The following is a 12,384-nucleotide window of genomic DNA, read 5'->3' on the forward strand; positions in this document are numbered from 1 at the left end:
GGCACCGACCGGATGCTCGTCAACTCGGCCGCCGACTGGGGCCGCAGCGACCCCCTCAAGACCCGCAAGACCGCCGACGCGATGCTCACCGCCGGGTTCGACGACAACGCTGTCGACCAGGTCATGTGGCACAACCCGGTCGCTTTCTACGGACAGAGCGGCCGGCTCGACCTGGAGGACGTCAAGCCCGACGACACGGCCCTCTTCCAGGGCAACTCGATCAAACGCGGCGGGGAGTGACCCGCCGTGCGCTTCCTGCACCCCGACGGCACGACCGTCCACCTCGCCTACTGCAGCAACGTCCACCAGGCCGAGGACCTCGACGGAGTGGTGGACCAACTCGCCGCCTACGCCGAGCCCGTACGCGAAACCCTCGGCGCCGACCTGCTCGGTATCGGCCTATGGCTGGCCAACGACGTCGTGACCGAGCTGCGCGAACGGCCCGACGCCGTACACCGCCTGCGTGCCGAATTGAGCGCGCGCGGCCTGGAGACCGTCACGCTCAACGCCTTCCCCTACGGCGGCTTCCACCGCGAGGTCGTCAAGAAGGACGTCTACCTGCCCGACTGGGCCGACCCCGCCCGCCTGCGCTACACCGTGGACTGCACCCGGGTGCTCGCCGGACTGCTCCCCGAGGACGCGCGGCGCGGCAGTGTCTCGACCCTGCCGCTCGCCTGGCGCACACCCTGGCCCACCGAGGCGCGTGACACCGCCCGCCGCGCATTGGATCAACTCGCCGTAGAACTGGCTGAGTTGGAGCGCGAGACGGGCCGTACGATCCGGGTCGGCTTCGAACCCGAGCCCGGCTGCGTGGTCGAGAACACCGTCCAGGCCGCCCGGGAACTGGGGGGAGTGGACCCCGAGCGGCTCGGCATCTGCCTGGACACCTGCCACCTCGCCGTGCAGTTCGAGGAACCCGCCGCCGCGCTGCGCCGCCTCGCCGACGCCGGGCTCCCGGTCGTCAAGGTCCAGGCGTCCAGCGCCCTCCAGGCCGACGACCCCGCCGACCCGGAGGCGCGCCGAGCGCTCGCCCGGTTCGCGGAACCTCGCTTCCTGCACCAGACCCGTACGGCCCCCGATGGCGCCGTCATCGGGGTGGACGACCTCCCGGAGGCCCTCTCCGGTGGACTGGACGCCGGCTCCGCCTGGCGGGTGCACTTCCACGCACCCCTGCACGCCGATCCCGAACCGCCGCTGCGCACCACGGCCACCGAACTGACCGGTGCCCTGCGGGAGTTGCTGGGTGGACCGCAGGCCCTCTGCGACCACATCGAGGTCGAGACCTACACCTGGTCGGTCCTGCCCGAACACCTGCGGCCGCACGACCGGAAAGGCCTCGTCGCGGGCCTGGCTGCTGAACTGGCCTGGACCCGCGACCGGTTCGAGGAGCTCGGCCTCAAGCCCCGCTGAGGACTCCGGCCACACCCCCCACCACGAAAAGGAGCCCGTCTCATGACCCGACTGGTCGTCCTCGACATCGTCGGCCTCACCCCCCGCATGCTCCGGCACATGCCCGCCGTCTCAGCCGTCGCCGAACAAGGCTTCCAGGCCCGCCTCAACACCGTGCTGCCCGCCGTGACCTGCTCCGTGCAGTCCACGCTCCTCACCGGCGCACTGCCCTCCGAACACGGCATCGTCGGCAACGGCTGGTACTTCCGCGACCTCGGCGAGGTCTTCCTGTGGAGGCAGCACAACGCCCTCGTCGGCGGCGAGAAGATCTGGGACGCGGCGCGCGCCCAGAACCCCGACTACAAGGTCGCCAACGTCTGCTGGTGGTACGCCATGGGCGCCGACGTCGACTGGACGGTCACCCCGCGACCCGTCTACTACTCCGACGGCCGCAAGGAACCCGACTGCTACACGCGCCCGCCCGCCCTGCACGACGAACTCACCGACCGCCTCGGCACGTTCCCCATGTTCACCTACTGGGGCCCCAACGCGGACCTGCCCTCCAGCCAGTGGATCCTGGCCGCCGCCCGCCAGATCTTCGACGAGAAGCAGCCCGACCTGACCTTGGTCTACGTCCCGCACCTGGACTACGAGCCCCAGCGCTCCGGCCCCGGCTCCCCGCAGTCCGCCCGCGAGGCCCGCCGCCTGGACGACGCCCTGCGGCCCCTCCTGGAGCACTTCCGGCGGGAGGATGCCACGGTCGTCATTCTCAGCGAGTACGGGATAGCCCCGGCCGCCCGTCCGGTCGACATCAACCGCGCCCTGCGCCGGGCCGGACTCCTCGACGTCTACACGCAGGACGGCATGGAGTACCTCGACCCGTGGACCTCCCGCGCCTTCGCCGTCGCCGACCACCAGATCGCCCATGTCTATGTCCGCGAATCCGCCGACACCGAGGCAGTGGCGAAGATCGTCGCCGAACTCCCGGGTGTGGACCAGGTGTTGGACGCTGAGGGCAAGGCGGCCCACGGCCTCGACCACGACCGTTCCGGAGAGCTGGTCGCCGTGGCGGACTCCGACGCCTGGTTCACGTACTACTACTGGCTGGACGACGACCGCGCCCCGGACTTCGCCCGTCAGGTCGAGATCCACCGCAAGCCCGGATACGACCCCGCCGAACTCTTCTACGACCCCGCCGTGCCCGGTGTGAAGGCCCGCGCCGCCGCCCAGGTCGCCCGCAAGAAGCTCGGCATGCGCTACCGCATCCAGACCGTCCCCCTCGACCCCTCCGGCATCCGCGGCAGCCACGGCCGGCTCCCGGACGACCCGCAGGACAGCCCCGTCCTGCTGTGCTCGCGGCCCGGTCCGGCGTCCGAGGAGATCCACGCGACCGACGTCAAGGACCTGCTGCTGACCCTGGCCGGCCTCACCTCCGACTGACCACTGGAGCCACCCTCATGAACACCCCGTCCCTGCCTGGCCGCCGCCCTCTCCTCGACCCCGCCGCCGAGTACCGTCGCTGGATCGAGGAACGCCCCCTCGCCCGCATCTCGCTCTGGGGCGACACCCACCCCTGGCTCGTCACCCGGCACGAGGACGCCCGCGCCGTCCTCAGCGACCCCCGGTTCAGCTCGCGGAACACCAGGCCCGGCTTTCCTGGCCTGCAGCCGACCCCGCCGCCGGTCACGCCGGGACAGCTGTTCGCCATGGACCCGCCGGACCACACCCGGCTGCGCCGCATGCTCATCCCGGAGTTCACCTTCCGCCGGGTCGAGCAACTGCGGCCCGCCATCCGGAACATCACCGCCGACCTCCTCGACGGCCTCGCCAAACAGGAGCAACCGGCCGACCTGGTCGAGCACTTCACCCTCCCGCTGCCCCTCCTCGTCATCTGTGAACTGCTCGGAGTGCCGTACGCGGACCGCGACTTCATCAACACCCACGCCGCCGCATTCGCCACCGTCTCCGCCGGACCGGAGGCCATGCGGGCCGGCTGGGGAGCGCTCTTCGGCTACCTCCAGGAGCTCCTCGCCGCCAAGTCGCGCGAGCCCGCCGACGACCTGATGAGCAAGCTCGCGACCGAACGGGTAGCCACCAGCGAGGCCACCTCGGCGGAAGCGGCCGGGATGCTCGTCCAGCTCCTCATCGCCGGGCACGAGACGACCGCGAGCATGCTCTCCCTCGGCGTCATCGCCCTGCTGCGCCACCCCGAGCAGCTGGCCGCGCTGCGCGCCGACGAAGAACTCGTGCCGGGCGCGGTGGAGGAGCTGCTGCGCTATCTCACCGTCGTCCACATCGGCCTGCGCCGCATCGCCACCGAGGACGTCGAGGTCGGCGGCGTCACCATCAAGGCCGGCGAAGGCGTGGTGGTCGCCCTCCAGGCCGCCAACCGGGACCCCGCGGTCTTCCCCGACCCGGACCGCCTCGACCTCACCCGCGACGCCGACCGCCACCTCGCCTTCGGCCACGGCCTCCACCACTGCCTCGGCCAGTCACTCGCCCGCGCCGAACTCCAGATAGCCCTGCCGATGCTGTTCGAACGGCTTCCGGGGCTGCGGCTGACGGGGCCCGAGGCGGAGGAATTCGCGTTCGAGGGGCGCGCCATCCATGGGGTGCGGGAGCTGCCCGTGGCCTGGTGATCCCGGGCGCACAACGACTGTGAGACTGTGCGTAACAGAAGAGGAGAGTCACTTCCCGTCTCGCAGTTCTCGTGTGGACGAGGTGCGTCGATGTCGCGGACCAGTGACGACCTCCGGGCCCGCCGCAGTGGTGTGGCCGCACTGGCAGCCGCCACCGAACTCCTTCTGGAGGGCAGCCCGGAGAGCGTCACCCACGCGTCCGTTGCCGCACGTGCGGGCGTCGGCCGGGCCACCGTCTACCGGCACTGGCCCGATCTGGAGTCGCTGCTGCTCGACACCCTGGCCGGTGCCGCCCGTTTGCTGCTCACGCTGAGGACGGTCCCGTGCGTGAGCAACTTGTCGGGTATCTCAAGCAGCAGTCGCAGTGGTTCAACCAGCCGGTCTCCGCCTCCGTCATCGACCGGGCCGAACGGGATGACGGGGTGCGGCGCATCCGCGACGAGAGGTTCGGCCGTGCCGACGAGCACCTGGCGGACGCAGCGGTCGAACGTGGTGAGTTCCGGCCCGGTATCGAGGACGACGTCAGGGAAGTGATCTCACGCAGGCATTCTCGGCCCCCTGCTGTTCCGGCGTCTCATGCTGGGCGCGTGGCTCGACGACGACACCGTCGTGCCTACCGTCGAGGCCGCGCTCTCCCTGTGGCGGCCGGAGGAGTGAGGCCCGATTCGATCGGCCGGTCCCGCTGAACCGGGGCGGCTCTACGCGCTGGCCCCGGGCACCGCGTCCGCGCCGGTGGTGGGGGTGTCGCCCGACGTGGAAGCGGGACGTTCGGATTCGGGGGTCCGGTCCCTGAGTGCCGTCTCCCGGATGAACAGGGTGAGCAGCAGACCGAGCAGGGCTGCGGGGGCGGCGAACATGAACACGTCGGCGATGCCGTCTCCGTACGCGCTCTTGACCACGGTGCGCAGAGGCTCGCGCAGCTCGGACACGTTCGGCACGGCTCCCTGCGTGTCGGACGCTCCTGCCGGGGCGTCGATCCGAGCCAGCCCGTCGGCGACATAGTGGGTCACCCGGTTGGAGAGAACCGCGCCGAGCGCCGAGACGCCGATGGTGCCGCCCAGGGACCGGGTGAACGCCACCAGGGAGCTCGTGGCGCCGAGATCGGTGCCGTCGGCCTGGTTCTGTGCCGCGAGCACCAGGTTCTGCATGCTCATGCCGAGGCCGAGTCCCGTGAGCGCCATCGCGACGCCGACCTGCCAGTACGGAGTGTCGTAGTGGAGGCCGCCCAGCAGGGCCACACCGGCGGTGAGCAGCGTGCCGCCCGCCACCAGCCATCCCTTCCAGCGCCCGGTACGGGTGATGAACCGGCCGGAGACGGTGGAGGCGAGGAACAGCCCGGTGATCATCGGGATGGTCATGAGCCCGGCCTTGGTCGCGGAGTCGCCCCGGGCGAGCTGGAAGTACTGACTGAGGTAGACCGTGGCGGCGAACATGGCGGAACCGACGAACAGCGAGACGGTGCCGGCCAGGGCGATGGTGCGGTTGCGGAACAGCCGCAACGGGATCACCGGATCGGCCGCGCGGTTCTCGGCCAGGATGAACAGGGCCGCCAGAACGAGGGCGCCGCCGACCATCGCGTAGGTCTGCCAGGAGTTCCAGGCGAACGAGTCCCCGGCCAGCGTCACCCAGACCAGTAGCAGGCTGACCGTGGAGGTGAGCAGTGCCGCACCCGACCAGTCCACCCGCTTGCCGCCGTCGCCGACCGGCAGGCGCAGCGTTTGCTGCAGCACGGCCAGGGCCACCACGGCGAACGGTACGCCGACGTAGAAGCACCAGCGCCAGCCGAGCCATGACGTGTCGGTGACGACGCCTCCGATGAGCGGGCCGGCGACGGTGGCCACGGCGAACACCGCACCGAGATAGCCGTTGTAGCGTCCTCGTTCCCGTGGCGGGATCATCGAGGCGAGGACGATCTGGGAGAGCGCGACCATGCCACCGGTGCCGATGCCCTGCACGGCGCGCATGGCGATCAGGAGTGCCGTGCCGTGGGAGAGTCCGGCGAGGACCGAACCCGTCACGAAGATCACCAGGGCGGTCTGGATCAGCCGCTTCTTGTCGTAGAGGTCCGCGAGTTTGCCCCACAGGGGGGTCGACGCCGTCATCGCGAGCAGGGTCGAGGTGACGACCCAGGTGTAGGAGGACTGGGAGCCGCCCAGATCCGCCACGATATGCGGGAGCGCGTTGGAGACGATCGTGGACGACAGAATTGCCACGAACATGCCAAGCAGAAGTCCGGACAGCGCCTGCATCACCTGGCGCTGCGTCATGGCTGCCGGAACGACGGTGGAGGGTGCGGTCTGCGGTCGATCGGTGGTCGTCATGAGTGCTCTCAGGAGTCGCGGTGAACGCGGGCCGGGAGTGCGCAGGTGTTGATCCGTACGCCGTTCCCGGCCCGCGGTTGATCAGTGGTCGCCCAGAACCCCGAGGGAGCCGAGCATCGCCAGGAAGTCCGTGGTGTCCCAGTGCTCGACGATCACGCCTTCCTCGAAGCGGAAGGTGTCGGCCGTGGTGAAGTCGACGGCGCGTCCGGTGGCCGGCAGCGGGCCCAGGTCCCCGAGGTGGTAACCGTCCCAGCGGCTGCGCGTGATCACACGGTCCCGCTCGGCCACGATCTGCACCGGATACGAGCGGCCCTTCTGGAAGACCTGGCGGAATCCGACGAACTCCTGGTTGAAGTGGGAGGCGCCGTCGGGAGCGCGGCCGGTGTTCTGGATGTAGGAGTCGGCCATCCCGTAGGCGTCCTCGGCGTTGCCGGTCGCCACGACTCCTTCGTACATGGCTCGTACCTGGGACTTGTGCCAATCGGGCCTGGTGGTCTGCTGGTTGACGGCGATGCCGAAGGGGGAGCCCGGCTTCTCGTCGAAGAGCGGAATGCTCGCGGGGATCAGGCCCAGCTCGGCGAGGATGCGGTAGCTGTCCTCGACCTCCCAGTGTTCGACGAGGCGGCCGTTGCGGTGACGGAAGAAGTGGTGGTTGCCGATGCGGAAGCTCTTGCCCGTCGGGTCGTGACCGGCGTACGGCCCCTCGTGGGTACCGGAGACGTAGGTGCGCAGGGCGAGCAGGTCGCCTTCCACGACGACACCGACGTTCTCATGGACCTCGTAGGTCAGGTCCGGGAAGGCGGTGCGCAAGGTGAGCAGACGGTTCTTCTCGCCGTTGCGGCCGGTGGTTCCGGTGCGTCGGTGACTCTCGAAGGTCGGGGCCAGAAGCCGGTCGACATCGTCGTCCGTTCCCTCGTTGAGGGCCTGGAAATACTCTCGGACGAGGACGTCTGCCTGCTGGTTCTCCCATGTGAGGTGGAACCCGTCGAGGCTGGTGGCAGGGATCAGACTCATGGTGGTGCCTTTCGTGCTGAGCCAGGTTGTTGGAGCCCCCCTCCGGCTGGTCGGTCAGAGGACGCCCATCATGCGAGCGATCTTCTGGTCGGCGTCCTGGTCGGACAGGGAGTCGACGAGGTCGAGGATCTTCTGGTCCTCCGGGTCGGTGAGCACCCGTGTGGGCGGGTTCGGGTCGGCCAGCAGGCCGGCGATCTGGGCGGCCACGTCCTTGGGATCGACGCCACCGTCGGCCGCTTCGAGATCCGCCTTGGCGAACCGACGCAACGACTCCCCGTACAAGGCCTCCTGCTCGGGCGTGAGACCGTCGATGAGAGCCTGCTGATTGCGTGCCGCCTTGGGGAGCGCGTTGGTGCGCATCTTCCCCGCCCGGACGATGGTGACGGGGATGGACCAGGGCAGCAGTTCGCGACGCAGCAGGTCCATCAGGCCTTCCATGGCGAACTTGGAGCCGGCCAGGATGCCCTTGTACGGCAGGGCGACGTGTCCGGTGAGCGAGCCGATCTCGACGATGCGGCCGCGGCCGCGCCGGAGGGCCGGCAGCAACGCTTTGATGGTGGCCACGTGTCCGAAGACGTTCACATCGAACTGCCGGCGAATCCCTTCTATGGAGACGATCTCCATCGGCCCGGGAACGAGGATGCCGGCGTTGCTGATCAGGGCGAACAGTCCCTGGTCGCCCACTTGTTCATCGACGGTGCGCGCCATCTCCTCGACCTGGGCGTCGTCGGTGATGTCCATGACGATCGGAGTGACCCCGCCGCCGGTGGCGGAGGAGAGGTCGTCGGACTCGGCCTCACTGAGGGTGGTACCGAAGACGCGATAGCCCTCTTCGGCCAGCAGGATCGCGGTGGCCCTGCCGAGGCCCTCGGAGGCTCCGGTGACGACGACGGCTCGGGGATTGCCGGCCATGAATTTCCCTCTCCGGAGGGTGGCACCCTCCTTGATCCGGCATATGTGAATATTTCGGACTGTACTCATTTCTGAGCGTGGTCGCATTCGATCCCACCACAAAAGCGGTAATCACATATTCATACGTGAATTATCGGCTGTCAAGGGGATGGCGAGATGCTCCGTAGGGCAACAGCCGGGTGACTGGCAGTGGCATGTGCGGCCCTGATTCAGTGGAGGCCGATACGGCTCGCGAGTCCGGCGAACTGCATGGCGAAGGCGCGCTGCAGCAGTGCGCGGGCGCGATTGAGGTCGCTGTCCAGGCGCAAACCATCCAGGGCGGCCTGCCACAGGGCGTAGAAGTTCCATGCCGCCTGCGCGGGGTCGGCGTTTGGGTGCACCTCGCCGTGCCGCTGTGCTGCATGGATGAGATCGACCGTGGCTTCCAGGGTGTGGCTTCGGATGGCGGCGGCCTGGGCGGCGTACTCGCCGGTGCCCCGCCGCCGTGCTTCGGCGAGGAAGATGCGCAGGTTCCGGTCGTCGGCCACGTCGTCCAGCGCCTCGCCGTACAGCCGCCCCAATTGCTCGAGCAGTGTGCTGTCGGTCTCCAGTGAAGTCAGCCGCTGGTCAAGGCGCTGCTGGATCCGCTCACCGTAGACCAGCATCAGGAGTTCGGACTTGTCCTTGACGTACAGGAAGAGCGTTCCGGTGCCCACGTCGGCCGCCTCCGCGACCTCCCGGGTGGTCATCTGCTCGTACCCCTTGGTGTCGAGCAGTGTGGCCGCCGCGGCCTTGATGCGAGCCAGTTTCTCCTGCTTGTTGCGCTCTCTGCGACCAGTCACGGGCTCCGCACCTCCCAGGGAAACTGAGCGTACTCAATTATGAGCACATACCTGAGGGTGTGGCCTGGTGTGGGTGGTACGCCCGATGGGTGAGGTCGTCACGCCTGACTGCGGGGTACCGGCCGCACTCGTGCGCCTACTGTGCGCAGCGAGATCGCCACGTACCGGTCGGCGATCTCCTCCGGCGTCAACGGGCCTCCGGGGTGGAACCACGCGGCCACCGCCTGGCACATGCCGAGGAGTGCGCGACCGGTGTCGGGGGCGCGGTCCACCTCGAACAAGCCCTGTGTCACGCCCTCTTCGATGATTCCGAGGAGAAGCTCCTCCAGCTCCTTGCGCAAAGCCGCGTACTTCTTCCGGTTCGCGGGCTCCAGATAGCGCAGCTCCGAGTCCAGGCCGGCCGTCGCCGCCCGGTGGGTCATGTGGAGCACGATGCACTCGACGACGTTGGCGAACCGCTCCAGCACCCGGCCTTCAGCCGCCGCGTCGGCAAGTCGGGCCCGATGGAGCACTTCGCTGATCGCGTCCTCCAGGAGCGCCACGAGCAGCCCCTGTTTGTTCTCGAAGCGGTAATAGATCATCGGCAGGCTGACTTCGGCCCGGCGTGCGACGTCTCTCACTGAGGTGCCGTGGTAGCCGTGTTCGCGGAACTCTTCCAGTGCCGCCGCCAGGATGGGGTGCAGTTCGAGCGGGGCGAAGGCTCGCCAGTCGTCGATGCGCGCGTCCATGTCCGAAGGGGCGCTCCCGCCGGGCTTCGTGGCCGACATCCACTGCTCCTCGTGTTGTGGCCGACAGGCCGGTTGCACGATTCTAGCGAACGTTAGCTTCGGCTGGTTGGGTGGGGTCCGCGGCCTTCTCTGCGGGGGCCCGGGCGGTGCGGCGACTTGACCTTTCGCTAAATCACAGTAACTTAGGTGATTAAGTGATCGGCGGTGCTCGGTGACCACACCCGCGTAGTGCACGACCGGTCAAGGAATCCAAGCCTCCTTGGAGGTCAGGCATGACAACGCAAGCCGCCGCAGACGAGCGCATGGCCCTCATCGAACGGTCTCTCAAGGCCGGGGACCCGCTGGCCGACGCCGTGATCGCGGAGATGGACGAGCTGGGGGCACCCGCCCGGCGTCTCTTCAACGAAGGTCTGAAGAACGGGCTCGCGTCGCTGGACGACGCGCCCCCGGCGATCGCTGCCCTGTTGCGCGAGGTCCAGGCCGTACCCGAGTGGGTGGACACCGAGAAACTCGCCGAGGGCGAGACCGCGTACCTGTCCGTCGAAGTGCAGTGGACCCAGATCGCGCTCGCGCTCGGTTCCCTTCTGCCTGAGTACAGCGCGCCCCGCATCGCGGGTGTTCTCGCCGGTACGGGGCGGCTGGTGACCATCACCCAGCGCCGGCTGCAGGAGACGGGCAAGTGGCTCAACAGCGTCGCGTTGCCCGGAGGCATGCTCCTGGGCGGGCCCGGATACCTCGACACGGTCCAGGTGCGGCTGATGCACGCGCGAGTGCGCGCGACCCAGCAGAAGCACGGCTGGGACGTGGAGACCCTCGGTACCCCGATCAACCAGGTCGACCTGGTGCGCACCTGGCTGGACTTCACTTACAGCCCGTTGAACGCCCTGAAGACGCTGGGGATCACGTTCACCGACGAGGAACTGGCGAGCATCTACCGCTATTGGCACTACGTCGCCTACCTCCTGGGTGTCGACCCCGCGCTGTACCAGAGCATCAACGACCACGAGCAGGCAGGCGAGTGGTACGCCGCGATCGAGAAGGTTAACGGCGAGCCGGACGAGAACTCCATCGCTCTCACCTCCGCCACCCTGGAAGTGCTGATCGCGATGCTGTCGCAGATGACGCTCAAGACCCCGCTGCCCCTGACCGAACAACTCGTCTCGGCCTTCGCCCGCCGCATCCTGGGCGACGAACTGTGCGACCAGCTGGGTGTGGGCCACTCCGAACTCGGTCCCCTGGTCGACCTGTTCGCCCGGACCAACCAGCAGACCCGACGCTGGCAGCGCTCGTCCCCCGAAGCCTGGCAGCAGGCACTGCAGGAGACCATCGAGGCCCGGCGGTTCCTGGTCAGCCTCACCGAGGGCGCCACCGTGTACGAGAAGAACCTGGCTGCCTGAGCCGCAAGACAAGGAATCCCCCCATGACTGAGAGCATCACCAGCGAACTGCTGCCCGTGGACGAGTCCTTCGGCGTCCCGGTGTCGGCGGCGAGCATCGACCGAGCGGCGGACGCGTTGAGCGCGCACGGCTTCACCGTACGGATCGTCGACACGGCCGCGGACGCACGCCGGCTCGTGAACGAGATCCTGCCGACGGACAAGACCGTCTTCACCTCCACCAGCGAGACGCTGCGGCTCACCGGCATCACCGAGGACATCGACGGCTCCGGACGGTTCATGAGCGTCCGGGCGAGCCAGGCGGACTGGGACCTTCGGGCACGCTACGACGAGGTCCGCCGGTCGCGATCCGCCCCCGACGTCGTGGTCGGCAGCGTCCACGCCGTCACCGAGGACGGGCGCCTGGTCACCGCGTCGGCCAGCGGGAGCCAGCTCGCTCCCTACGCCTCCGGTGCGGCGAGCGCCGTGTGGGTCGTCGGGGCCCAGAAGATCGTCCCCGATCTGGAGACCGCCCTGCTCCGGATCGACAACTACTCGTATCCCAAGGAAGACACCCGTGCTCAGCAGGCCTACGGCCAGCGCAGTGTCGTCGCCAAGATCCTGATCAGCAGCCGGGAAGTCGTCCCCGGCCGCGCCACCGTCGTCCTCGTGCGCGAAGCCATCGGCTTCTGATGCGTTCGCGCGCCTGATTCTTTCAAGCACCCCCGGAGTTCAGTCATGTTCATCACCGCCGCGATAGTCGCCGTCCTGCTGGCCCTGGCCTTCCTGGCCGCAGGCGTACCCAAGGTCGCTGCTCAGGCCAAGGCCGTGACGCAGGCGGACCACCTGCGCGTGCCCCACGGTGTCAACCGTGTCATCGGGGTCCTCGAAGTCCTCGGCGCCGTAGGTGCTCTGGTCGGCCTGTGGCTGGCCTGGCTCGGCGTCGCGGCCGGCGCCGGGCTCGCTCTGCTGATGGTCGGCGCCCTTGCGGCGCACGCTCGGGCCAAGGATCCGGGCAAGGCGATGGCCCCGGCCGCCGTGTTCGGACTGATCGCCGTGGTGTACGTCGTGCTTCGGGCAGCGACCGCCTGACTTGGGCAATGCGCCGGGGGGCGGTACGCAGTGACCGACCGCCGGCCCGTGGGCCCCAGGGCACATGGGCCGGCGGCAGTCCGTTTTCCAAGA

Annotated in this window: 12 protein-coding genes and 1 pseudogene; 8 read left to right on the forward strand and 5 right to left on the reverse strand. The window is 68.8% G+C overall.

What is annotated here, in order from left to right; genetic code table 11:
• The 5 genes and pseudogenes from ABZ928_RS00005 to ABZ928_RS00025 all read left to right on the forward strand — a co-directional run.
• Positions 1 to 240 (forward strand): annotated as a pseudogene (locus ABZ928_RS00005) (hydrolase TatD); the annotation flags it as partial.
• 6 nt (positions 241 to 246) lie between these two features.
• The gene (gene eboE, locus ABZ928_RS00010; RefSeq protein WP_361513947.1) at positions 247 to 1,410 is read left to right on the forward strand and encodes a metabolite traffic protein EboE; all 1,164 of its coding nucleotides are present in this window, start codon (positions 247 to 249) and stop codon (positions 1,408 to 1,410) included.
• A 42-nt stretch (positions 1,411 to 1,452) separates the two neighbouring features.
• The gene (locus tag ABZ928_RS00015) at positions 1,453 to 2,829 is read left to right on the forward strand and encodes a nucleotide pyrophosphatase/phosphodiesterase family protein (RefSeq protein ID WP_361513950.1); all 1,377 of its coding nucleotides are present in this window, start codon (positions 1,453 to 1,455) and stop codon (positions 2,827 to 2,829) included.
• Between the two features lie 17 nt (positions 2,830 to 2,846).
• Positions 2,847 to 4,028, forward strand: a complete 1,182-nt coding sequence (locus ABZ928_RS00020; protein WP_361513953.1) for a cytochrome P450 — start codon at positions 2,847 to 2,849, stop codon at positions 4,026 to 4,028.
• A 90-nt stretch (positions 4,029 to 4,118) separates the two neighbouring features.
• On the forward strand, positions 4,119 to 4,562 hold the full coding sequence (locus ABZ928_RS00025) for a TetR/AcrR family transcriptional regulator (RefSeq protein WP_361513956.1): 444 nt from the start codon (positions 4,119 to 4,121) through the stop codon (positions 4,560 to 4,562).
• A gap of 164 nt (positions 4,563 to 4,726) precedes the next feature.
• Here ABZ928_RS00025 and ABZ928_RS00030 read toward each other — a convergent pair whose 3' ends face one another.
• The 5 genes from ABZ928_RS00030 to ABZ928_RS00050 all read right to left on the reverse strand — a co-directional run bounded on the left by ABZ928_RS00030 (position 4,727) and on the right by ABZ928_RS00050 (position 9,824).
• On the reverse strand, positions 4,727 to 6,295 hold the full coding sequence (locus ABZ928_RS00030; protein ID WP_361514896.1) for an MDR family MFS transporter: 1,569 nt from the start codon (positions 6,293 to 6,295) through the stop codon (positions 4,727 to 4,729).
• A gap of 135 nt (positions 6,296 to 6,430) precedes the next feature.
• Positions 6,431 to 7,363, reverse strand: a complete 933-nt coding sequence (locus tag ABZ928_RS00035) for an ester cyclase (protein WP_361513958.1) — start codon at positions 7,361 to 7,363, stop codon at positions 6,431 to 6,433.
• A gap of 54 nt (positions 7,364 to 7,417) precedes the next feature.
• Positions 7,418 to 8,275, reverse strand: coding sequence for an SDR family NAD(P)-dependent oxidoreductase (locus ABZ928_RS00040; protein WP_361513961.1), 858 nt, complete (start codon positions 8,273 to 8,275; stop codon positions 7,418 to 7,420).
• Positions 8,276 to 8,484: 209 nt separating this feature from the next.
• Complete coding sequence (locus tag ABZ928_RS00045) at positions 8,485 to 9,096, reverse strand: TetR/AcrR family transcriptional regulator (protein ID WP_361513964.1); 612 nt, start codon at positions 9,094 to 9,096, stop codon at positions 8,485 to 8,487.
• Positions 9,097 to 9,194: 98 nt separating this feature from the next.
• Positions 9,195 to 9,824 carry a TetR/AcrR family transcriptional regulator gene (locus tag ABZ928_RS00050; RefSeq protein WP_361513967.1) on the reverse strand — a complete coding sequence of 210 codons (630 nt, stop codon included), beginning with the start codon at positions 9,822 to 9,824 and terminating at the stop codon, positions 9,195 to 9,197.
• A gap of 272 nt (positions 9,825 to 10,096) precedes the next feature.
• Here ABZ928_RS00050 and ABZ928_RS00055 point away from each other — a divergent pair, with 272 nt between their 5' ends.
• Genes ABZ928_RS00055 through ABZ928_RS00065 form a run of 3 tightly spaced genes read left to right on the forward strand, consistent with a single transcriptional unit; the run spans position 10,097 to position 12,291 of the window.
• Positions 10,097 to 11,221: an oxygenase MpaB family protein gene (locus tag ABZ928_RS00055; protein WP_361513970.1), complete on the forward strand. Its 1,125-nt coding sequence runs from the start codon at positions 10,097 to 10,099 to the stop codon at positions 11,219 to 11,221.
• A 23-nt stretch (positions 11,222 to 11,244) separates the two neighbouring features.
• A complete protein-coding gene (locus ABZ928_RS00060) occupies positions 11,245 to 11,892 on the forward strand; it encodes an LUD domain-containing protein (protein WP_361513973.1) in 648 nt (215 codons plus the stop codon).
• Between the two features lie 45 nt (positions 11,893 to 11,937).
• Positions 11,938 to 12,291, forward strand: coding sequence for a DoxX family protein (locus tag ABZ928_RS00065; protein WP_361513976.1), 354 nt, complete (start codon positions 11,938 to 11,940; stop codon positions 12,289 to 12,291).
• Positions 12,292 to 12,384: the final 93 nt, after the last annotated feature.

This window comes from Streptomyces sp. NPDC046909 (genome assembly GCF_040644695.1).
In the GTDB taxonomy this organism is placed as follows: Bacteria; Actinomycetota; Actinomycetes; order Streptomycetales; family Streptomycetaceae; genus Streptomyces.